The organism is Streptomyces sp. NPDC043812 (genome assembly GCF_056436245.1).
In genome coordinates this window covers 1-19,762 of sequence record NZ_JBWKCY010000033.1, presented here as the reverse complement: position 1 = coordinate 19,762, position 19,762 = coordinate 1, and the positions used below count along the sequence as shown (strand labels likewise).

Annotated in this window: 21 protein-coding genes, 5 tRNA genes and 1 pseudogene; 9 read left to right on the top strand and 18 right to left on the bottom strand. The window is 69.5% G+C overall.

Annotated elements, in window-relative coordinates; all coding sequences use genetic code 11:
- Positions 1-11: 11 nt before the first annotated feature.
- Genes AC067Z_RS33625 through AC067Z_RS33615 form a run of 3 tightly spaced genes read right to left on the bottom strand, consistent with a single transcriptional unit; the run spans position 12 to position 2,963 of the window.
- Entirely contained in the window at positions 12-1,169 is a 1,158-nt protein-coding gene (locus AC067Z_RS33625) for a D-alanine--D-alanine ligase family protein (protein WP_478793438.1), read from the bottom strand.
- Positions 1,170-1,203: 34 nt separating this feature from the next.
- The gene (locus AC067Z_RS33620) at positions 1,204-2,214 is read right to left on the bottom strand and encodes an NAD(P)H-dependent glycerol-3-phosphate dehydrogenase (protein ID WP_478793437.1); all 1,011 of its coding nucleotides are present in this window, start codon (positions 2,212-2,214) and stop codon (positions 1,204-1,206) included.
- Positions 2,211-2,963 carry a lysophospholipid acyltransferase family protein gene (locus AC067Z_RS33615; protein ID WP_478793436.1) on the bottom strand — a complete coding sequence of 251 codons (753 nt, stop codon included), beginning with the start codon at positions 2,961-2,963 and terminating at the stop codon, positions 2,211-2,213. The genes AC067Z_RS33620 and AC067Z_RS33615 overlap by 4 nt, the downstream gene beginning before the upstream one ends.
- Positions 2,964-3,112: 149 nt before the next feature.
- On the opposite strand from AC067Z_RS33615, the gene cofC reads away from it, so the two are divergent.
- Positions 3,113-3,805, top strand: a complete 693-nt coding sequence (gene cofC, locus AC067Z_RS33610; RefSeq protein ID WP_478793435.1) for a 2-phospho-L-lactate guanylyltransferase — start codon at positions 3,113-3,115, stop codon at positions 3,803-3,805.
- A 20-nt stretch (positions 3,806-3,825) separates the two neighbouring features.
- Complete coding sequence (locus AC067Z_RS33605; protein ID WP_478793434.1) at positions 3,826-4,029, top strand: hypothetical protein; 204 nt, start codon at positions 3,826-3,828, stop codon at positions 4,027-4,029.
- 93 nt (positions 4,030-4,122) lie between these two features.
- Here the strand turns inward: AC067Z_RS33605 and AC067Z_RS33600 are convergent, their stop codons facing one another.
- The 4 genes from AC067Z_RS33600 to leuC form a co-directional block, all read right to left on the bottom strand.
- Positions 4,123-4,767: an HU family DNA-binding protein gene (locus AC067Z_RS33600; RefSeq protein ID WP_478793433.1), complete on the bottom strand. Its 645-nt coding sequence runs from the start codon at positions 4,765-4,767 to the stop codon at positions 4,123-4,125.
- A gap of 143 nt (positions 4,768-4,910) precedes the next feature.
- Positions 4,911-5,138 (bottom strand): SCO5555 family protein, encoded by a 228-nt coding sequence (locus tag AC067Z_RS33595; RefSeq protein WP_478793432.1) that lies wholly within the window; start codon positions 5,136-5,138, stop codon positions 4,911-4,913.
- Positions 5,139-5,242: 104 nt separating this feature from the next.
- Positions 5,243-5,836: a 3-isopropylmalate dehydratase small subunit gene (leuD, locus tag AC067Z_RS33590; protein WP_478793431.1), complete on the bottom strand. Its 594-nt coding sequence runs from the start codon at positions 5,834-5,836 to the stop codon at positions 5,243-5,245.
- Positions 5,837-5,842: 6 nt separating this feature from the next.
- Complete coding sequence (gene leuC / locus AC067Z_RS33585; RefSeq protein WP_478793430.1) at positions 5,843-7,273, bottom strand: 3-isopropylmalate dehydratase large subunit; 1,431 nt, start codon at positions 7,271-7,273, stop codon at positions 5,843-5,845.
- A 144-nt stretch (positions 7,274-7,417) separates the two neighbouring features.
- Between leuC and ndgR the strand changes: the two genes are divergently transcribed.
- On the top strand, positions 7,418-8,134 hold the full coding sequence (gene ndgR, locus AC067Z_RS33580) for an IclR family transcriptional regulator NdgR (RefSeq protein WP_058942291.1): 717 nt from the start codon (positions 7,418-7,420) through the stop codon (positions 8,132-8,134).
- A 163-nt stretch (positions 8,135-8,297) separates the two neighbouring features.
- Positions 8,298-8,546, top strand: coding sequence for an SCO4226 family nickel-binding protein (locus AC067Z_RS33575; protein WP_478793429.1), 249 nt, complete (start codon positions 8,298-8,300; stop codon positions 8,544-8,546).
- A gap of 61 nt (positions 8,547-8,607) precedes the next feature.
- Here AC067Z_RS33575 and AC067Z_RS33570 read toward each other — a convergent pair whose 3' ends face one another.
- Positions 8,608-9,087 (bottom strand): DUF4188 domain-containing protein, encoded by a 480-nt coding sequence (locus AC067Z_RS33570; RefSeq protein WP_478793481.1) that lies wholly within the window; start codon positions 9,085-9,087, stop codon positions 8,608-8,610.
- A 76-nt stretch (positions 9,088-9,163) separates the two neighbouring features.
- Here AC067Z_RS33570 and AC067Z_RS33565 point away from each other — a divergent pair, with 76 nt between their 5' ends.
- On the top strand, positions 9,164-9,808 hold the full coding sequence (locus AC067Z_RS33565; RefSeq protein WP_478793428.1) for a MerR family transcriptional regulator: 645 nt from the start codon (positions 9,164-9,166) through the stop codon (positions 9,806-9,808).
- 55 nt (positions 9,809-9,863) lie between these two features.
- Here AC067Z_RS33565 and AC067Z_RS33560 read toward each other — a convergent pair.
- The 10 genes from AC067Z_RS33560 to AC067Z_RS33515 all read right to left on the bottom strand — a co-directional run bounded on the left by AC067Z_RS33560 (position 9,864) and on the right by AC067Z_RS33515 (position 14,551).
- A tRNA-Glu gene (locus tag AC067Z_RS33560) sits at positions 9,864-9,936 on the bottom strand.
- 27 nt (positions 9,937-9,963) lie between these two features.
- Positions 9,964-10,035: transfer RNA gene (locus AC067Z_RS33555), tRNA-Gln, on the bottom strand.
- Positions 10,036-10,051: 16 nt separating this feature from the next.
- A tRNA-Glu gene (locus AC067Z_RS33550) sits at positions 10,052-10,124 on the bottom strand.
- A gap of 61 nt (positions 10,125-10,185) precedes the next feature.
- Positions 10,186-10,258, bottom strand: a tRNA-Glu gene (locus AC067Z_RS33545).
- A 21-nt stretch (positions 10,259-10,279) separates the two neighbouring features.
- A tRNA-Gln gene (locus AC067Z_RS33540) sits at positions 10,280-10,351 on the bottom strand.
- Positions 10,352-10,439: 88 nt separating this feature from the next.
- Entirely contained in the window at positions 10,440-11,162 is a 723-nt protein-coding gene (locus AC067Z_RS33535; RefSeq protein ID WP_478793427.1) for an HAD family hydrolase, read from the bottom strand.
- Between the two features lie 35 nt (positions 11,163-11,197).
- Entirely contained in the window at positions 11,198-11,869 is a 672-nt protein-coding gene (locus AC067Z_RS33530) for a DUF4241 domain-containing protein (RefSeq protein ID WP_478793426.1), read from the bottom strand.
- Positions 11,870-11,985: 116 nt separating this feature from the next.
- On the bottom strand, positions 11,986-13,461 hold the full coding sequence (gene gltX / locus AC067Z_RS33525) for a glutamate--tRNA ligase (RefSeq protein ID WP_478793425.1): 1,476 nt from the start codon (positions 13,459-13,461) through the stop codon (positions 11,986-11,988).
- Positions 13,454-14,227 carry a fumarylacetoacetate hydrolase family protein gene (locus AC067Z_RS33520; RefSeq protein ID WP_478793424.1) on the bottom strand — a complete coding sequence of 258 codons (774 nt, stop codon included), beginning with the start codon at positions 14,225-14,227 and terminating at the stop codon, positions 13,454-13,456. Before AC067Z_RS33520 ends, gltX begins: the two co-directional genes overlap by 8 nt.
- Before the next feature lie 150 nt (positions 14,228-14,377).
- The gene (locus AC067Z_RS33515; RefSeq protein WP_478793423.1) at positions 14,378-14,551 is read right to left on the bottom strand and encodes a hypothetical protein; all 174 of its coding nucleotides are present in this window, start codon (positions 14,549-14,551) and stop codon (positions 14,378-14,380) included.
- A gap of 578 nt (positions 14,552-15,129) precedes the next feature.
- On the opposite strand from AC067Z_RS33515, the gene AC067Z_RS33510 reads away from it, so the two are divergent.
- From AC067Z_RS33510 to AC067Z_RS33495, 4 genes and pseudogenes are all read left to right on the top strand, one after another.
- The gene (locus AC067Z_RS33510) at positions 15,130-18,687 is read left to right on the top strand and encodes a sensor histidine kinase (protein ID WP_478793422.1); all 3,558 of its coding nucleotides are present in this window, start codon (positions 15,130-15,132) and stop codon (positions 18,685-18,687) included.
- Between the two features lie 9 nt (positions 18,688-18,696).
- Positions 18,697-19,110 (top strand): roadblock/LC7 domain-containing protein, encoded by a 414-nt coding sequence (locus tag AC067Z_RS33505; RefSeq protein ID WP_142214992.1) that lies wholly within the window; start codon positions 18,697-18,699, stop codon positions 19,108-19,110.
- Positions 19,111-19,235: 125 nt separating this feature from the next.
- Complete coding sequence (locus AC067Z_RS33500) at positions 19,236-19,640, top strand: DUF742 domain-containing protein (protein ID WP_478793421.1); 405 nt, start codon at positions 19,236-19,238, stop codon at positions 19,638-19,640.
- Positions 19,621-19,762: pseudogene (locus AC067Z_RS33495) on the top strand (ATP-binding protein); the annotation flags it as partial. The gene AC067Z_RS33500 and the pseudogene AC067Z_RS33495, both read left to right, overlap by 20 nt.

The window sequence follows — 19,762 nt, the reverse complement described above, 5'->3', positions numbered from 1 at the left end:
GGACCGCCGGGCTACCTGAGTCCCGTGGAGCGGCGCAGCGCGGCCTGGATCAGCCGGTCGACGAGCTCGGTGTAGGGGACGCCGCTCTCCTGCCACATCCGGGGGTACATCGAGATCGGCGTGAAGCCCGGCATGGTGTTGATCTCGTTGATGACGAACTCGCCGTCCTCGGTGAGGAAGAAGTCCGCCCGGACCAATCCTTCGCAGGAGGCCGCGTCGAACGCCTCGACCGCCAGCCGCTGTACCTCGGCGGTCTGCTCGCCGGTGAGCGGCGCGGGCACCAGACCGGCCGCGGAGTCGATGTACTTGGCCTCGAAGTCGTAGAACTCGTGCGCGGTCACCGGCGGGATCTCGGCCGGGACGCTGGCGCGCGGGCCGTCCTCGAACTCCAGCACCCCGCACTCGATCTCGCGGCCGCGCAGCAGCGACTCCACGAGAATCTTGGGGTCGTGACGCTGTGCCTCGGCGATCGCGTCGTCGAGTCCCGACAGGTCGTCGACCTTGGTGATCCCCATCGACGATCCGCCGCGGGCGGGCTTGATGAACAGCGGCCAGCCGTGCTCACCCGCGAAGTCGACGATCTTCTTGCGGGCGGCGGCAGGGTCAGCGGCCCACTCGCGCGGTCGGATCACCTCGTACGGGCCGACGGGCAGGCCGAAGGAGACGAAGACGCGCTTCATGTACTCCTTGTCCTGGCCGACGGCCGAGGCGAGCACACCCGCGCCGACGTACGGAACGCCCGACAGCTCCAGAAGCCCCTGCAGCGTGCCGTCCTCGCCGTACGGGCCGTGCAGCATGGGAAAGACGACGTCGACCTCGCCGAGGGCCTTCGGCACGGAGCCGGGCTCGCTGTAGACCACTTCGCGGCTGCCGGGGTCGACGGAGAGCACCACGCCGCCCTCGTCGGACTCGGCGAGCTCGTCGACGTTCGGCGTGCGGCGGTCGGTGATCGCCATGCGCTCGGGTTCGTCGGCGGTCAGGGCCCACCGGCCGTCGCTGGTGATACCGATCGGCAGTACGTCGTACTTGGTGCGGTCGATGGCGCGCAGCACGGCACCGGCCGTGACCACGGAGATCCCGTGTTCGGAGCTGCGGCCCCCGAAGACGACGGCTACGCGCGGCTTGCGGAGCTGCTGCTCGGGGCTCTGGGGGAGGTTCTCGGTGCTCATATCGCGATGAGCGTACCTGCTGGTACTCCGGGCGTCAGCGTCGCTCGGGCTTGGCGGCGCGAGACATCAGTTCCTTGAGCGCGACCACCGGCGGCTTCCCCTCGTGGACGATGCCGACGACCGTTTCGGTGATGGGCATGTCGACATCGTGCCTGCGCGCCAGATCCAGCACCGACTCACAGGACTTGACTCCCTCGGCCGTCTGCTTGGTGGCGGCGATGGTCTCCTGGAGCGTCATACCGCGGCCGAGGTTGGTGCCGAAGGTGTGGTTCCGGGACAGCGGCGACGAGCAGGTCGCGACGAGGTCCCCGAGTCCCGCGAGTCCGGAGAACGTCATCGGATCGGCGCCCATGGCAAGCCCGAGGCGGGTGGTCTCGGCGAGACCGCGGGTGATCAGCGAGCCCTTGGCGTTGTCGCCGAGACCCATGCCGTCCGCGATACCGACGGCGAGACCGATGACGTTCTTCACGGCGCCGCCCAGTTCGCAGCCGACGACATCGGTGTTGGTGTACGGGCGGAAGTACGGGGTGTGGCAGGCGGACTGCAGCCGCTGGGCGACCGCCTCGTCGGTGCATGCGACGACGGCGGCGGCCGGCCTCCGGGAGGCGATCTCCTTGGCCAGATTGGGCCCGGTGACGACGGCGACCCTCTCGGCGGGAACGCCGGCGACCTCTTCGATGACCTCGCTCATCCGCTTCGCGGTGCCGAGTTCGACCCCCTTCATCAGGGAGACGAGAACCGTGCCTTCGGCCAGCTGAGGCGCCCACTCGGCGAGGTTGCCGCGCAGGGTCTGGGAGGGGACGGCGAGCACCGTGAAGTCCGCACCCTCCAGGGCCACGGCCGGATCGGTGGTGGCGCGCAGGTTCGCGGGCAGCTCGATCCCCGGCAGATAGTCGGGGTTGGTGCGGGTGCTGTTGATTGCTTCGGCGAGTTCGGCTCGACGGCCCCAGAGGGTCACGTCGCAGCCCGCGTCCGCGAGCACCATCCCGAACGCCGTACCCCACGAGCCCGTTCCGAAGACGGCCGCCTTGACGGGCTGTGTCACTTTGCTTCCTCCCCGGCCGCCTCGCGGCGCTGCTGTGCACGTACTTCGCGCAGATCGTACGGCCTCACGGGCGCCTTCTCCTCGCGGAGCTCCTCCAGCAGCCCGGTGATCGCGGCCATGATCTCCTCGGTCGCGGCCTTCAGCACCTCGGGCGTGGGGTCCTGGTCGTAGTAGTGCGCGAGGTCGACCGGCGGACCGGCCTTCACCTGCAGTGTCTTGCGCGGGAAGAACCGGACCTTGTTCTCCTTGGCGTACGGCGGCATCGCCAAGTTGGCGCCCCACTGGGCGACCGGGATGACGGGCGCCTTCGTCTGCAGGGCGGCCCGCGCGACGCCGGTCTTCCCGGTCATGGGCCAGTGGCCGGGGTCGCGGGTGAGGGTGCCCTCGGGGTAGAAGGCAACGCATTCACCGCGTTCCACGGCGTCGACTGCGGCACGGAAGGCGCCGACCGCGTTGGAGGACTCGCGGAAGACGGGGATCTGGCCGGTGCCGCGCAGAAGTACGCCGACTCCGGGGGCCTTGAAGAGCACGGCCTTCGCAAGGAACCGCGGGACTCGTCCGGTGTTGTACTGGAAGTGGCCGTACGAGAACATGTCGAGATACGAGTTGTGATTGATGGCGGTGATGAATCCGCCGTCGGCCGGAATGTGTTCCATTCCCCGCCAGTCCCGCTTGAACAGAAGCAACAGCGGCGGCTTTGCGATGACCGCCGCCAGGCGGTACCAGAAGCCGATTCTACGGCGGGACACTCGGACACCTTCCTCTACGACCGGGCTGTCGCCTGGCTGCTGGGGGTCAAGTGTCGCCCCAGGCCCCTGGTCTGTCGAGGACACGGTACGCCCCACCACCGCACCCGCCTCTACGGCCCTTCGGCGTCCCGGGTCACAATGGGAGGCCGATGCGCACGGACGGAGAGCTCGCCACGGACACGAAGCCCACACTCGTCTGGTCCCTGGTCGTCCCGCTGAAACCGCTGGCGCTCGCCAAGAGCAGGCTCGCGGGCGCCGCGGACGACATGATGCGTCCGCGGCTCGCTCTGGCCTTCGCGCAGGACACCGTGGCCGCGGCCCTGGCCTGCCCGGTGGTGCGGGATGTGGTCGTCGTCACGGACGATCCCGCCGCGCGTGCGGGGCTCGCCGCACTCGGTGCGCGGATCGTGCCGGACTCCCCCGCGGCAGGCCTCAACGCGGCGCTGGCACATGGCGCCCAGGCGGTGCGCGCGCATCACCCGGCAGCGGCGGTCGCCGCACTCAACGCCGATCTTCCCGCTTTGCGGGCCTTGGAATTGATGCAGGTACTCGGCGCCGCTTCGGTATTTACCCGGGCATTTCTGACGGATGCCGCCGGAATCGGTACGACATTGCTGTGCGCGTTGCCCGGAGTGGAATTGCGCCCGGCATTCGGGGGCCCTTCCCGCCGTCGGCATTTGTCTTCGGGCGCGGCGGAAATCCTTCTCGACGGCGTGGATTCCGTGCGCCAGGACGTGGACACGGCGGCGGATCTGTCGGCGGCACTGTCGCTGGGGGTCGGCCCACGGACGGCCCGCCGGCTCGCTCCGGACGCACACGTACCGGCCGACGGGCACCTCTAGACACCCCCTAGGCTGAGCGCATGCAGGCGACCTCGTACACCTACGACCCCGAGACCCGCAGCGGGAGCGTCCTTCTCGACGACGGCACCCCGGTCGATTTCGGCACCGCCGCCTTCGATGCGGGTGGGCTGCGGCTGTTGCGCCCCGGACAGCGGGTGCGGATCGAGACCGAGGGCGAGGGCGACGCCCTGCGCATCACCCTGATCACGCTGCAGACGCTCTGACGCCTTCCGACAGCGCCCCGCACACACGCCGCGGGCCGGTCTCCCGAGGGGAGACCGGCCCGGCGCGTGAGTGGCCCTGTGACCCTCTGCCGCTCACTTCTTCCTGGCAGTGGCCTTCTTGGCGGTCGTCTTGCGCGCCGTCGTCTTCTTGGCGGGCGCCTTCTTGGCGGTGGCCTTCTTGGCCGGCGCGGTCTTCTTCGCCGTGGCCTTCTTGGCCGCCGTCTTGGCAGTGGTCTTCTTGGCCGCTGCGGTGGTCTTCTTGGCGGTGGTCTTCTTCGCCGTCGTCTTCTTGGCCGCGACCTTCTTCGCCGTGGTCTTCTTGGCGGTGGCCGTCTTCGCCGTCGCCTTCTTGGCGGTGGCCTTCTTGGCGGCGGCCTTGGCCGTCGTACGGGTGGGAGCGCCGCCCGAAAGGCTTCCCTTGGGCGCCTTCTTGACGGAGACCTCGCCGCCCCTGGGGAGCTTCTTCGAGCCGCTCACCAGGTCCTTGAAGCCCTGGCCCGCACGGAACCGCGGAACGGACGTCTTCTTGACCCGCACACGCTCACCCGTCTGAGGGTTGCGGGCGTAACGGGCGGGACGGTCGACCTTCTCGAACGAGCCGAAGCCGGTGACCGAAACCCGGTCTCCTCCGACAACCGCCCGGACGATCGCGTCAAGCACCGCGTCGACAGCGTCCGCGGCCTGCTGACGGCCGCCGACCTTGTCGGCAATCGCTTCTACGAGCTGCGCCTTGTTCACGTCTTCCCCTTCGGAGACATTTGGCCGGAACGATTGCGTCCAGGCTTTTTCGCACGTTAGGCAGATATATACCGCAAATCAAACACGAAACGGGCTAATCACCCTAGTGCCGCAACGAAGTCGACCTTGGCGGAGTTCTGGGGTCAGTCACCTCGCGGGAATCGGCCCTCGTCGAGGTCCTTCATCAACAGGTCCAGACGCCTTGCCGCGTCCGGGAGATCGTGCTTCGCCGCTGCCGTGACGACCAGCAGCTTCCGGGACAGCGCCATCCTTACGCCCTCCGGGACTTGCAGTTCGCGCACCCGTGTGTGCGCTTCCTTCAATCGGGCCGCGACCGCCTCGTAGAGCTCGAGTTGGCTGTCACGTTCCATGCACCGATTGTGCCATCTGGGGCGAGTTGTCGCCCGACAGGGTCTCAACAAGCGACTGCGCCCCCCACCGGGCGGTGGGGGGCGCAGGTCGGGAAAAGCGCTGCTCAGGCCTCAATTGTGCGGGGCTTGAAGGACGGTCGTGCCGCCTCGTAGGCCGCGATGTCCGCTTCGTTCTGAAGGGTGAGGCTGATGTCGTCGAGGCCGTTCAGCAGTCGCCAGCGGGCGTTCTCGTCGAGCTCGAAGTCGGCGGTGACACCGGGGGCGATGACCTGACGCTTCTCGAGGTCGACCGTGATCTCCACGTCGGGGTCGGCCTCCGTCAGCTCCCACAGGGTGTCGACGACCGCCTGGTCGAGAACGACGGTCAGCAAGCCGTTCTTGAGGGAGTTGCCGCGGAAGATGTCCGCGAACCGCGACGAGATGACGGTTTTGAAGCCGAAGTTCTGCAGGGCCCACACGGCGTGTTCGCGGGAGGAGCCGGTGCCGAAGTCGGAGCCGGCGACGAGCACCGTGGCGCCTTTGCGCTCGGGGCGGTTGAGCACGAACTCGGGATCCTTGCGCCAGGCCTCGAACAGCCCGTCCTCGAACCCGTCGCGGGTGACCTTCTTCAGCCAGTGGGCGGGGATGATCTGGTCGGTGTCGACGTTGCTGCGGCGCAGCGGGACGGCCCGGCCGGTGTGCGTGGTGAAAGCTTCCATGGTTCCTCAGACCCCCGCGGGCGTAGAGACATCGGCGTCGGACAGGTCGGCCGGGGAGGCCAGATGGCCGAGCACCGCGGTGGCGGCGGCGACCTGCGGCGAGACCAGGTGCGTACGACCGCCCTTGCCCTGCCTGCCCTCGAAGTTGCGGTTGGAGGTGGACGCGGAACGCTCGCCAGGGGCCAGTTGGTCGGGGTTCATGCCCAGACACATCGAGCAGCCCGCGTGCCGCCATTCGGCGCCCGCGGCGGTGAAGACCTTGTTCAGGCCCTCCTCGACGGCCTGCAGCGCGACCCGGACCGAGCCGGGAACGACCAGCATCCGTACGCCGTCGGCGACTTTGCGGCCGTCCAGGATCGACGCCGCCGAGCGCAGGTCCTCGATACGGCCGTTGGTGCAGGAGCCTACGAAAACGGTGTCGACGTTGATGTCGCGCAGCGGCTGTCCGGCGGTCAACCCCATGTACTCCAGGGCCTTTTCGGCCGCCAGGCGCTCCGAAGCGTCCTCGTACGAAGCCGGGTCGGGGACGTTCGCGCCCAGGGGCGCGCCCTGGCCGGGGTTGGTGCCCCAGGTGACGAACGGGGAGAGCTCCGAGGCGTCGATGAACACCTCGGCGTCGAAGACGGCGTCGTCGTCGGTGCGCAGCGTCTGCCAGTACGCGACGGCGGCGTCCCACTCCTCGCCCTTGGGGGCGTGGTCGCGGCCCTGCAGGTAGTCGAAGGTCGTCCGGTCCGGGGCGATCATGCCCGCCCGGGCGCCGGCCTCGATCGACATGTTGCAGATGGTCATCCGGGCTTCCATCGACAGTTTCTCGATGGCAGAGCCGCGGTACTCCAGGATGTAGCCCTGGCCGCCGCCGGTGCCGATCTTCGCGATGATGGCGAGGATCAGGTCCTTGGCGGTCACGTCGTCGGGCAGTTCGCCCTCGACGGTGATGGCCATGGTCTTGGGACGGGCCAGCGGCAGGGTCTGGGTGGCCAGCACATGCTCCACCTGGGAGGTGCCGATGCCGAACGCCAGCGCGCCGAAGGCGCCGTGCGTGGAGGTGTGCGAGTCGCCGCAGACCACCGTCGTGCCGGGCTGGGTCAGACCCAGCTGGGGGCCGACGACGTGCACGACACCCTGCTCGACGTCGCCCAGCGGGTGCAGCCGTACACCGAACTCGGCGCAGTTCTTCCGCAGGGTCTCCAGCTGTGCGCGGGAGACCGGGTCGGCGATGGGCTTGTCGATGTCGAGGGTCGGGGTGTTGTGGTCCTCGGTCGCGATGGTGAGGTCGAGGCGCCGCACCTGGCGACCGCCGAGCCGCAGCCCGTCGAACGCCTGGGGGCTGGTCACCTCGTGCAGCAGATGCAGATCGATGAAGAGGAGGTCGGGCTCGCCCTCGGCGCGCCGGACGACGTGGTCGTCCCAGACCTTCTCCGCGAGTGTCCTACCCATCGCTTTCCCTCCGGCCGGCTGTGCCGCCGACGCAACTAGAGATCTTGTGCAGTGCCCGTTGGTCCGCGGGCCGCAACTACAGCGTGACAAGTTCCATGGAAAATTGAACTTGCGTTTCACAGAGTGAGACGCGAATATCGTTGCATGGACAACTCTAGCGGCGTCGGTGTTCTCGACAAGGCGGCCCTTGTCTTGAGCGCCCTGGAGTCCGGTCCGGCCACCCTCGCGGGTCTGGTCGCGGCCACGGGACTCGCACGACCCACGGCCCATCGCCTGGCCGTGGCACTGGAACACCACCGTATGGTGGCGAGGGACATGCAGGGCCGGTTCATCCTCGGTCCGCGGCTGGCGGAGCTCGCCGCCGCGGCGGGCGAGGACCGGCTGCTGGCCACGGCCGGACCTGTACTCACGCATCTGCGCGACGTGACGGGCGAGAGCGCACAGCTCTACCGCCGGCAGGGCGACATGCGCATCTGCGTGGCGGCGGCCGAGCGGCTGTCCGGACTGCGGGACACCGTGCCCGTCGGCTCCACGCTCACCATGAAGGCCGGCTCGTCCGCCCAGATCCTGATGGCCTGGGAGGAGCCGGAGCGGCTGCACCGCGGCCTTCAGGGCGCGCGCTTCACGGCTACGGCCCTCTCCGGCGTACGGCGCCGCGGCTGGGCACAGTCGATCGGCGAGCGCGAGCCGGGTGTCGCCTCGGTCTCCGCCCCGGTGCGGGGTCCCTCCAACCGCGTGGTCGCGGCCGTCTCGGTCTCCGGACCGATCGAGCGCCTCACGCGCCACCCGGGCCGTATGCACGCCCAGGCGGTCATCGACGCCGCCGGGCGCCTGAGCGAGGCCCTGCGCCGCTCAGGCTGACCCCCATCTCGTCCACGTCCGGCCGGCCCCTTCAACGCCGCAGGGGCCGGCCGGACGTGTTTGCGGCGCCTGGTCGGTGACGTGCGGCGGGCTTCCACCGGGTCCGGCCGGTCCGCCGGGTGCAGGATGGAAGTACCGGCGGACCGACGGAGGTGCGAGACCGATGACCGAGTTCATGGACGTACACCGCGGGATGAAGGGCATCACCAGTGACCAGTTGATGGAGGCGCACCGGGCGGACATGGCGATCGAGGGCGAAGAGGGCGTGCACTTCAAGAAGGCCTGGGCGGATCCGGGCACGGGCACCGTCTACTGCCTGTCCGAGGGCCCGTCCGCGGAGGCCGTGCAGCGCATCCACGAGCGCACGGGCCACCCCGCGGACGAGATACACCCGGTGCCGCTCACCGTCTGAGCGCACACGACGAAGCCTCCGCCGCCCCGGCGACGGAGGCTTCGTCGTGCGCAGGCCCCATTCAGACGGCCAGCCGGTCCTGCGCCTGGACACCGTCGCGCAGCGAGGCCGTTCCGTAGGCCATGCCGAGGCCGTACGGCGGCATGGCGCCGTAGAGGGACTCGTAGGAACCCTCGGGGACGACGTACGTCTCGTGCCAGATGCCGACGTGCAGTCCGCTCTTGCGCGCGAGGCGGTTGATCCGGCCCCACCAGGGGCGGTGCCTGTTCGCCGGCGCCGCGGCATAGGCGAGCAGCTTCTCCTTGGACTCCCAGTACTGGACGACGTAGTACGTACGCGGAGATCCCGACAGCAGGAGATGGTGCAGCAGACCGAGAGACCTGTCCCGGGTGAGCTCCCTGAGCATCATCGGCATCGCGAAGAACACCGGCAGCCAACGGTGCACCGCCCAGAAGTGGTTGATCCGCATCCCGATGGGGAACACCACCACGTCCCCGGTCGCCTTCGCCGTGGTGCGCCCCGCCAGCGTCTTCGCGCGCATCATGCCCCCCTGAGTTGTTGGATAGCACCGCTCTCCTGCTTGGATAGTTCCACTCCCCAAGGAAGGATACAAGGAGTTGCGCCTCTCGGAACTGAGCGATGCCAGCGGGGTCTCCACCGCGACGATCAAGTACTACCTGCGGGAGCAACTCCTGCCGCCGGGCAGGCGGATCAACGCCACACAGTCCGAGTACGACGAGTCCCATCTGCGCCGGCTGCGCCTCGTGCGGGCGATGATCCAGGTCGGCCGCATCCCGGTGGCGACGGTCCGGGAAGTACTGAGCCACGTCGACGACGAGTCGCTCGGGCTCACCATCCGGCTCGGCGCGGCGATGTGGGCGCTGCCGCAGCAGCCGGAGGCACCCGCGGACGACCCCGCGACGGCGGAGGCCAGGGCGGTGGTCGACGCGCTGCTGGTCGAACTGGGCTGGAACACGGCCCGCGAGATCGGCGAGCTCTCCCCCGTCCACCGCGCACTGGTCGCCTCTGTCGCCGGGCTGAGCCGGCTCGGCTTCCCCGTCACGGTTGCCGAACTGGTGCCGTACGCACGGCAGATGGAGGCGATCGCGGTGCACGACATGGATCAGCTGGACCGCATTCCGGCGGGCACGGCACAGGTGGAGGCGGCGGTGGCGTCGGCGGTGCTGCACGATCCCCTGCTGCTGAGCCTGCGGCGCCTCGCACAGGAGGTGGAGTCGGCGCGGCGGTACGGCATCGAGTAGCGGTCCGGGAAACGCCGAAGGGCCCTCCACCTGCGTGGAGGGCCCTTCGGTCTCGTACCCCCGACCGGATTCGAACCGGCGCTACCGCCTTGAGAGGGCGGCGTGCTAGGCCGCTACACAACGGGGGCGAGATGATGATCCATTTGCTGGATCCGCTGGGCTACCAGGACTCGAACCTAGACTAAATGAACCAGAATCACTCGTGCTGCCAATTACACCATAGCCCATGGTGGTTTAGACCAGTACCCCCGACCGGATTCGAACCGGCGCTACCGCCTTGAGAGGGCGGCGTGCTAGGCCGCTACACAACGGGGGCCCTAGCGATCCTGCATCGACGTCAGCGGGTGCGACCCTGATGACATCGCGGGAAGGATCTGTACCCCCGACCGGATTCGAACCGGCGCTACTGCCTTGAGAGGGCAGCGTGCTAGGCCGCTACACAACGGGGGCTTTGCAGATGAGCTCTGCGAGCTGGCCTACCAGGACTCGAACCTAGACTAACTGAACCAGAATCAGTCGTGCTGCCAATTACACCATAGGCCACCAAAACTCAACCCCCTGCGGGGGTTTTGTTCGGCTTGCGCTTTCGGTTCCAGGCTTTCGGCCCGCTCTCCTCGGCGCAGGAAGAACATTACCCGAAGGTGGACGGCGCTCCAAAACGGGTATCGCGGCCCAGCAGGGCGGGGAGCTGGTCGAGGCCCGTGATGCGAGTGAGCTCGGGTCTGCCGCCGCGCCCGCCGCGGTCGAGCCAGATGCCGGTGAGCCCCGCCTCCACGGCCCCGCGGGCGTCGATGTCGGGCTGATCACCCACGTAGGCCACCTCGTGCGGCTGCAGGCCGATGACCTCGCAGGCCCCGAGGAAAGCTGCCGCCTCGGGCTTGGAGGCGCCCAGCTCCACTGCGCACACCACGGCCTCGAAACGCTCCCGCACACCGAGGATGCGCAGCTTGCGGTCCTGGTTGTGGATCGAGGAGTTCGACAGGACGGCGTGACGATAGTCACCGGCCAGGGTGTCGAGCACCGGGACCGCGTCGGGGAACAACGACCAGGCGGCCTCGTAGTGGACGACATGCCGTCCGAACCATCCGTCGGCCTCGTCGTCGCTCATCCCCGGCGCTGCGAGGAACTGGCGGACCCTGCCCCGGCGCTGCCCCGTGAAGTCGGTCTCCCCGGCGGCGAAGCGTGCCCACTGGACGTCGGTGATCTCCCGCCATGCGACGAGGGCCTGCTCGACGGATGCGTATCCGTCGGGCAGGCCCTCGTTCTGCAGATGCTTGCGCATGCCTGTCCGGTCGGCACTCGCGTAGTCGAAGATCGTGTCGTCGATGTCCCAGAGGACGGCGCGGATGGGCATACCCCGACCGTACCGCCACGGCGCTGCCCGGACGCTCAGTCCGTGGTCTGCGCCGGGACCACGAAGAAGTCGGTCACGAAGCACGTGACGTCGCCCGCGGCGTCACGGCCGACCCAGGTCGGGTACGCGCCGTCGCCCCAGCCGGACATGAAGGCGATCAGGTTGTGGCCGGTGTCGGGGGCGGTCACGGTGTGGGGTCCGAGGTAGGAGCCGTCGCCCGCGTCGAAGGCGTCCCACAGGGGGCCCTCGTCACCCACGCAGTCGGGGAACGACTCGTCGCAGGCCACGTCGTAGAAGCAGCCGGTGCCGGCATCGACCCCGTAGGCGAAGAACTCGTCGTCGGCCAGCTCCGCCGGGTCCTGGCCCGCCTGATGGGCGATCTCCCAGGCGACGGCGGGGGTGTCCTTGATCAGCAGGCGGGCCGCGGCGATCCGCAGGTGCGGGGGGTCGGTCGGCGGCTCGTCGGGCTCGGCGAGCGTGGCGACGGCGCACTCGACGGCGTAACGGCCCGGCGCGACCTCGGCGGTGAACGGCTCGGACTCGCCCGTGCCGAGCGAGACGAAGGGATCGCAGGCCACCACCTTGCCCGTGGGCAGCCACAGCTCACCGGCCGCGACCACGGACATCGTGCCGGTGAGCCCTCCCTCGTCTTCGAAGCGATTTCCCGGCGTGAAGTGCCAGGAGAAGTCGGGCGCGGGCATGGGCATGCTGGTCCCCCCAGGGAGCCGTGACGATCGTGATCGCCCCGAACACTAGCCGGGTACGCCGACAACGCCGAAGGGGCGGCAGCCGTATCGGCTGCCGCCCCTTCGGGACGTATGCGTTACGCGGCGAGCTTCGCCAGGGCCGCGTCGATGCGGGCCAGGGTCTTCTCCTTGCCCAGGATCTCCAGGGACTCGAAGAGCGGCAGGCCCACCGTGCGGCCGGTGACCGCGACGCGTACCGGGGCCTGTGCCTTGCCGAGCTTGAGGCCGTGGGCCTCACCGGCTGCCAGGACGGCCTCCTTGAGCGACTCGGGGCTCGTCCAGTCGGCGGCCTCGAGCTTCTCGCGGGCGGTGGTGAGCAGGGCCGCGGGCTCGCCCTTCATCGCCTTCGTCCAGGACGCCTCGTCCTCGACCGGCTGGTCCAGGAAGAGGAAGTCCACGTTCTGGGTGATGTCGGAGAGGACCGTCAGGCGCGTCTGGGCGTGCGGGGCGATGGCCTCCCACGCGGCGCGGTCGAAGTTCTCCGGCGCCCAGTTGGCGTGCGGGGCCTTCAGCCACGGCTCGCACGCCTCGGCGAATGCCTTCACGTCCAGCATGCGGATGTGGTCGGCGTTGATCGACTCGGCCTTCTTCAGATCGAAGCGGGCCGGGTTGGCATTGACGTCCGCGAGGTCGAACGTCGCGACCATCTCCGGGATCGTGAAGATGTCCTGGTCGGCGGAGAAGGACCAGCCGAGCAGGGACAGGTAGTTGAGCAGGCCCTCGGGGAGGAAGCCGCGCTCCCGGTAGAGGTTGAGGGACGCCTGCGGGTCGCGCTTGGACAGCTTCTTGTTGCCCTCGCCCATGACGTACGGCAGGTGGCCGAAGGAGGGGATCTCCTTGGCGATGCCGAGCTCGATCAGCGCCTTGTAGAGCGCGACCTGGCGCGGGGTGGAGGAGAGCAGGTCCTCGCCGCGCAGGACGTGGGTGATCTCCATCAGGGCGTCGTCGACGGGGTTGACCAGCGTGTACAGCGGGGCGCCGTTGGCGCGGACGATGCCGTAGTCCGGGACGTTGTCCGGGGTGAAGGTCAGCTCGCCGCGGACCAGGTCCGTGAAGGTGATCGGCTCCTCGGGCATCTTGAAGCGCACGATCGACTCGCGGCCCTCGGCGTCGTACGCGGCCCGCTCGTCGGCGGTGAGCGTGCGGCACTTGCCGTCGTAGCCGGAGGGCTTGCCGGCGGCGCGGGCGGCGTCGCGGCGGGCCTCGAGCTCCAGGGCCGTGCAGTAGCAGTGGTACGCGTGGCCGGCGGCGAGCAGCTTCTCGGCGACGTCCTTGTAGATGTCCATCCGCTGGGACTGGCGGTAGGGGCCGTGCGGGCCACCGACCTCGGGGCCCTCGTCCCAGTCGAGGCCCAGCCAGCGCAGCGAGTCGAGCAGCTGGTTGTACGACTCCTCGGAGTCGCGGGCCGCGTCGGTGTCCTCGATGCGGAAGACCATGGTGCCGCCGGTGTGCCGGGCGTAGGCCCAGTTGAACAGGGCGGTGCGGACCAGGCCCACATGGGGGTTGCCGGTCGGGGAGGGACAGAAACGTACGCGGACGTTCGCGTTAGCCACGCTTGATCACCTTGTTGGTGAGAGTGCCGATGCCTTCGATGGTGACGGCGACTTCGTCGCCGGCGTTGAGGGGGCCGACCCCCGCGGGGGTGCCCGTGAGGACGACGTCGCCCGGGAGCAGCGTCATGGCCTCGGTGATGTGCACGATCAGGTCCTCGACGGAGCGGATCATCTCGCTGGTGCGCCCCAGTTGGCGCTGCTCGCCGTTGACGGTGCACTGGATGGTCACGTCGGCGGGGTCGAGGTCGGTCTCCACCCAGGGGCCGAGCGGGCAGGAGGTGTCGAAGCCCTTGGCCCTGGCCCATTGCTTCTCACGCTTCTGGGCGTCGCGTGCGGTGACGTCGTTGGCACAGGTGTAGCCGAAGATGACGTCCTTGACGCGTTCGCGCGGGACCTCTCGGCACATGCGGCCGATGACGACGGCGAGCTCGGCCTCGTGGTGCAGCTCGTTGGAGAACGAGGGGTACTCGATGGCGTCGCCGTGGCCGATCACCGAGGTGGTGGGCTTGAAGAAGGCGACGGGTACTTCGGGGACCTCGTTGCCCAGCTCCGCCGCGTGCTCCGCGTAGTTGCGGCCGATGGCCACCACCTTGTTGGGGAGCACGGGCGGCAGCAGACGGACCTTGCTCAGCGGGACCTTGGTGCCCGAGAGCTCGAAGTCGGCGTACGGAATGCCCTTGATGATGTCGAGGACGAGGCCGTCGGGGCCGTCCTCGACCGCGCCGAAGGCGACATTGCCGTCGATGGAGAACCTGGCGATGCGCACGGGAAGCTGTCGCCCCTCACTACTTGCTCGCTGACCGGAGACTGACGCTCCAGGCTAACGCGGTGAGGGGTGCCCGCCTCGCGCATTACTGCGCGTGCGGGTGAGCGGGGGGACCGTGGCGCCCGTATTACTGCACAGGCGAACCGGGCCTCAGGAGACCGGGGCGTCCATGAGGACCGTGCGGCGGGGGTTGGCCGTCTGGGTGGGAAGATCGAGCGAATGCTCCTGCTGCTCCGGCGTCTGCAGTTCGTCCGCATCCGTGAGGTGCGCGAGCGTCGTGCGCCGGGGGTTGGCTATGTTGCGGAACATCATCGTCGTCTTCATCTGTTGTTTCTGACCTTGTCGGGGTGTGGGCACTTGGGGAAGCGCGGTGTACGGATGGGCCATCTCTGTAAAGCGTCAGGCTAAACATCCAATTCCCGCGGAATGCCAGGGGGAGACAACGATCAACGTGTGAGTTTGCTCACGAGTTAGCCCCCAATTCCGGCAATTCGGACCGTGGATCACCCCCACAGGAACGGACATTCCGCCACTGAATACAGCATTCCGCTCCTGATCATCGCGACTGGGACACCCCCCACCCCTAAGTGACTCGTACCGGAACGCCCTATTTCTCCGCGATCGCTTTCTACGCCTTGTGACACAACGCTTACTACGTGTCACACAGGTCACAGGCCGGTACGCGGCCCTTGTTGGAGATCCTGCACTGTGCTGGAATTCCCGCACCGCCGCGGGTTTCAGGCCGGCACGCAAGGGCGCAACGCAGCGCCGGACTGCGGCGGGGAAGGGGGAGAAAGCGCCGGTCAATCACGACCACCCATGGGGCAGTTCTCCGCCCCACGACGCCGACACCGTCCCGCCGTGCGAGCGGAGGGACGCCTGGTCCAGAGGTTGCGACGCTAGTGCAGGGACGTTTCAAGAGGGATGGCAGCGCTGCGGCGGAACAGGAGCCGCGCGGCGGGACCGACCGCGGCTCCTCGCCCCAGCACACCCACAACCAGGGACCGGCGACGCCCGGCGACAGCGGCGAGCGCGCCGGTCGCCTCGGCACATCGGCCCCCAGGACCGACGGCGCCAAGGCCCCGTCGGCGTCCAAGAGTCCCAAGGGGGCGACGGACACCGGTTCGCGAATAGCGCTCCGGAACTGGCGCATCAGCACGCGCCTGGTCTCGCTGCTCACCCTGCCGGTCGTCGCGGCGACCACGCTGGGAGGACTCCGTATCCAGGAGTCCATGGACGACATGAAGCAGCTGGACCACATGCAGCTGCTCACGGAGATGACCCGCGCGGCCACCGACCTGGCGCAGGCGCTGCAGTCCGAGCGCGACCTGTCCGCCGGTCCGCTGGCCAACGGCACCCCCATCACCGACTTCAAGGTCTCCGGTCCGCGCACCCAGACCGACCGCGTCAGGAAGGCCTTCCTCGACGCCACCCGCGACATCCCCAACACGGATGACGACGAGGCGCTGGAGAGCATCCGCGCCAACGCCAACCAGATCGCCGTCCAGGTCCAGGGCCTGGGCGAGATCCGTGACACGGCCTATGACCAGGACGTCCCGAACTCCATGACCGTGGAGGGCTACAGCCGGCTCATCGAGTCGCTGCTGAGCCTGTCCCAGGACATGGCGCAGGCGACCAGCAACCCCGACATGATCAAGCGCACGCGCGCTCTGGCGGCGTTCTCGTCCGCCAAGGAGTACGCGTCCATCCAGCGCGCGATCATCGCCGCGGCCCTGCCCGGCGGTGACGACGCCAAGGCGCCGGGTCTCACCGAGAACGACCGCCTGTACGGCAAGGCAGCCGTGGAGAACGGCGACACCGAGCTCAAGTCGTTCGAGGCGATCTACGAGTCCACCGGCGGCAACGCCGAGGAGCTGACCGCCCCGCTCGGCAACGGCAACCCGACGATCGCCGCGGCCGAGCTGTACTCCAAGCGCGTGCTGGACACCAAGGGCGCCATCACCCGGCTGCCCAAGCGTTCCCACCTGGACTGGACCGACGAGTACTCGGTCCGCATCAACGCGATGAAGACCATCGAGGCCACGCTGCTCGGCCAGATGGAGAGCAAGGCCCGTGAGCTGCGCGAGGAGTCGCAGCGCGAGGCGATCATCAACGGTGCGCTGATCCTCGTCGTCCTCGGCGTCTCGCTCGTCGGTGCCTTCGTCGTGGCGCGGTCCATGATCCGCTCGCTGCGCCGTCTGCAGGACACCGCGACGAAGGTCGCCCAGGACCGGCTGCCGGAGCTCGTCAAGCAGCTGTCCGAGGCCGACCCGCAGGACGTCGACACCTCCGTCGAGTCCGTCGGTGTGCACTCGCGCGACGAGATCGGCCAGGTGGCCGCGGCCTTCGACGACGTGCACCGCGAGGCCGTCCGCCTCGCCGCCGAGCAGGCCCTCCTGCGGGGCAACGTCAACGCGATGTTCACCAACCTCTCGCGCCGTTCCCAGGGTCTTATCCAGCGCCAGCTCTCGCTCATCTCCGAGCTGGAGTCCCGCGAGGCCGACCCGGACCAGTTGTCCTCGCTGTTCAAGCTGGACCACCTCGCGACCCGTATGCGCCGGAACGGTGAGAACCTCCTCGTCCTCGCGGGCGAGGAGCCGGGCCGCCGGTGGACGCGTCCCGTGCCGCTCGTCGACGTCCTGCGTGCCGCCGCGTCCGAGGTGGAGCAGTACGAGCGCATCGAGCTGGCCGCCGTGCCCGCGACCGAGGTCGCCGGCCGCGTGGTCAACGACCTCGTGCACCTGCTCGCCGAGCTGCTCGAGAACGCGACGTCGTTCTCCTCGCCGCAGACCAAGGTCCGCGTGACCGGTCACGCCCTGCCCGACGGCCGCGTGCTCGTCGAGATCCACGACACCGGCATCGGCCTCTCCCCCGAGGACCTCGCCGCGATCAACGAGCGGCTCGCGTCGCCGCCCACCGTGGACGTCTCGGTCTCGCGCCGCATGGGTCTGTTCGTGGTCGGCCGCCTGTCCCTGCGACACGGCATCCGCATCCAGCTGCGCCCGTCCGACTCCGGCGGCACCACCGCGCTCGTCATGCTCCCGGTCGATGTCGCCCACGGCGGCAAGAAGGTTCCCGGCAAGCCGGGCCCGGGTGGACAGGCCGGCAGTGCACAGGTTCCCGGCGGCGGCTCTCCGGCCGGTCTCGCGGGCCGTCCCGCGGCCCCGGCCGGCGGCAGCCGCCCCGGTCAGGGCGGCGGCCCCGCCGGTGGTGCTCCCTCCGGTATGGGCGCTTCCGGTGGCCGACTCGGCGCCGTTGCCCCGCGCGGCCAGGTCGCTCCCGCCTCCGCGCCGCGTGCCGCGCTCCCCGCGCGCGACGGCGCTCCGCGTCCGGACCGGAACCAGGGCCAGGGCAGCCCGAACGGCTCGCCGCAGGGCGGCGCGTTCGGTGCCGGGCGCGGCGGCCAGGGTGCTCCGGCCCCTTCCCGCAACGAGGCCCCGCAGAGCGGCTACCGCCAGGGTGCTCCTGGTTCCGGCGACCGTGGCCGGCAGCTGCCGCCCACCGGTGGACCGCGTGCCGAGCTGCCCGGTGGGCCCTCCGCCCGGCGCGAGGAGCCCCGCGGCCAGCAGCGGCCCGGGACCACCAGCTGGGGCAACGAGCAGTCGCCCGCGCAGCGTCCGTCCGCCGATGCGCCGCGCGGTCACGACGACCACAGCGCCTCGCGGGGCGCCGGTGCCACTGCCGAGTTCGCCCGGCCCGACTTCAACAACGCTCCTGGCGGCGGCTCGACGACGGGCCAGTTCGTACGCCCCGATGTGTACGGCGGCTCCTCGAACCCGTCCTCGACGGGCCAGTTCGCCAGGCCGAACCAGAACGGCTCCCAGCCGTCGAGCCAGGACCCGGCCGCCACGGCGCAGTTCGCCAGGCCGGACTACCAGGCACCGCAGCAGCCGGCTCCGCGCCGCAGGGACGAGTCGGGCTTCGCCCCGCCGCGGCCCGCCGCCGGTCTGCCCGCTCCACAGCAGCCGGAGGCACTGCCTCCGGCGTCCGGCCCGGGGGACGGCCGTACGCCGCTGTACGACACGCTGGAGACGAACTGGTTCCACGGTGCGCAGGGCGGCGCCCCCGCCGAGCAGCAGCAGCCGGAGCGCTCCGCTCCGCCGATGCCGCAGCGCACCCCGGCGCCGAACCCGGCCACCCCGGGCAACGCGCCTCAGGCGAACGGCGCCTCGTGGCGCACGTCGCCCAACGATGAGCTGGTGCGCCAGGCGGAGCGGGTGCGCAAGCCCGCGGCCGGTGGCATCACCACCTCGGGTCTGCCCCGCCGGGTCCCGCGAGCCAACCTCGTGCCGGGCACCGCGCAGGAACAGAACCACCAGTCCGGTCCGCAGGTTTCGCGCGCGCCCGACGACGTGCGCGGTCGACTGACCAACCTGCGCCGGGGCATTCAGCAGGGCCGGCAGCAGAACAGCACGACCGGCAGCTTCAACCTCGGCCCCACTCACCAGCAGGAGCGATAGTTGAGCCCGATGAGCCAGGCGGCGCAGAATCTGAACTGGTTGATCACCAACTTCGTGGACAACACCCCTGGGGTGTCGCACACGGTGGTGGTCTCCGCCGACGGTCTTCTGCTGGCAATGTCCGAAGGTTTTCCCCGCGACCGCGCCGATCAGCTGGCGGCCGTGGCATCCGGGCTGACCTCGCTCACCGCGGGGGCGTCCCGGATCTTCGAGGGCGGTCCGGTGAGCCAGACCGTCGTCGAGATGGAACGGGGCTTTCTGTTTCTCATGTCCGTTTCCGACGGGTCATCACTGGCCGTGCTCGCACACCCCGAGTGCGACATCGGTCTGGTGGGCTACGAGATGGCCCTCCTGGTCGACCGCGCCGGCAGCGTCCTCACGCCGGACCTCCGCGCCGAGCTCCAGGGAAGTCTTCTGCACTGACCCGGTGACCCCACTCGCCGGGTCGGTCGCGCCACCGCACCGACAACCGAATGGCCGCCACAAGGCCCCCCACCGGCCCCATCAGACGGCACAGCCGACCACTTGCTGTCACGCCCGGAGGATTCATGACCCCGCCACCCGCCTCTCACGATCCGTACGGCACGTCTGTGGACGCGTACGGGGACGAGGGCGACCAGCCGCTGGTCCGTCCGTATGCGATGACCGGCGGCCGGACCCGGCCGCGTTACCAGCTCGCGATAGAAGCGCTGGTCAGCACCACGGCTGACCCGTCGTTGCTCGCCACGCTGCTGCCCGAGCACCAGCGGATCTGCCACCTGTGCCGGGAGGTCAAGTCGGTCGCCGAGATCTCGGCGCTGCTGTCGATGCCGCTCGGTGTCGCGCGAATCCTCGTCGCCGACCTGGCGGAGGCCGGCATGGTGGCCATTCACCAGCCGGGCAACGGAGAGGCCGGCGGTACGCCGGATGTGACACTGCTCGAAAGGGTGCTCAGTGGACTTCGCAAGCTCTAGCGGCGGTGCGGCCCGATCGACCACCTCCGCGAAGATCGTGGTGGCGGGCGGCTTCGGCGTGGGCAAGACCACGTTCGTCGGCGCCGTCTCGGAGATCAACCCGCTGCGTACCGAAGCCGTCA

What these genes read in the sequence shown, in the direction of transcription:
- AC067Z_RS33625 (WP_478793438.1), bottom strand. Translation starts at nt 1,169, where the DNA reads ATGAGCACCGAGAACCTCCCCCAGAGCCCCGAGCAGCAGCTCCGCAAG.
- cofC (WP_478793435.1), top strand. Translation starts at nt 3,113, where the DNA reads ATGCGCACGGACGGAGAGCTCGCCACGGACACGAAGCCCACACTCGTC.
- AC067Z_RS33605 (WP_478793434.1), top strand. Translation starts at nt 3,826, where the DNA reads ATGCAGGCGACCTCGTACACCTACGACCCCGAGACCCGCAGCGGGAGC.
- AC067Z_RS33595 (WP_478793432.1), bottom strand. Translation starts at nt 5,138, where the DNA reads ATGGAACGTGACAGCCAACTCGAGCTCTACGAGGCGGTCGCGGCCCGA.
- leuD (WP_478793431.1), bottom strand. Translation starts at nt 5,836, where the DNA reads ATGGAAGCTTTCACCACGCACACCGGCCGGGCCGTCCCGCTGCGCCGC.
- leuC (WP_478793430.1), bottom strand. Translation starts at nt 7,273, where the DNA reads ATGGGTAGGACACTCGCGGAGAAGGTCTGGGACGACCACGTCGTCCGG.
- ndgR (WP_058942291.1), top strand. Translation starts at nt 7,418, where the DNA reads ATGGACAACTCTAGCGGCGTCGGTGTTCTCGACAAGGCGGCCCTTGTC.
- AC067Z_RS33575 (WP_478793429.1), top strand. Translation starts at nt 8,298, where the DNA reads ATGACCGAGTTCATGGACGTACACCGCGGGATGAAGGGCATCACCAGT.
- AC067Z_RS33570 (WP_478793481.1), bottom strand. Translation starts at nt 9,087, where the DNA reads ATGCGCGCGAAGACGCTGGCGGGGCGCACCACGGCGAAGGCGACCGGG.
- AC067Z_RS33535 (WP_478793427.1), bottom strand. Translation starts at nt 11,162, where the DNA reads ATGCCCATCCGCGCCGTCCTCTGGGACATCGACGACACGATCTTCGAC.
- AC067Z_RS33530 (WP_478793426.1), bottom strand. Translation starts at nt 11,869, where the DNA reads ATGCCCATGCCCGCGCCCGACTTCTCCTGGCACTTCACGCCGGGAAAT.
- AC067Z_RS33515 (WP_478793423.1), bottom strand. Translation starts at nt 14,551, where the DNA reads ATGAAGACGACGATGATGTTCCGCAACATAGCCAACCCCCGGCGCACG.
- AC067Z_RS33505 (WP_142214992.1), top strand. Translation starts at nt 18,697, where the DNA reads ATGAGCCAGGCGGCGCAGAATCTGAACTGGTTGATCACCAACTTCGTG.
- AC067Z_RS33500 (WP_478793421.1), top strand. Translation starts at nt 19,236, where the DNA reads ATGACCCCGCCACCCGCCTCTCACGATCCGTACGGCACGTCTGTGGAC.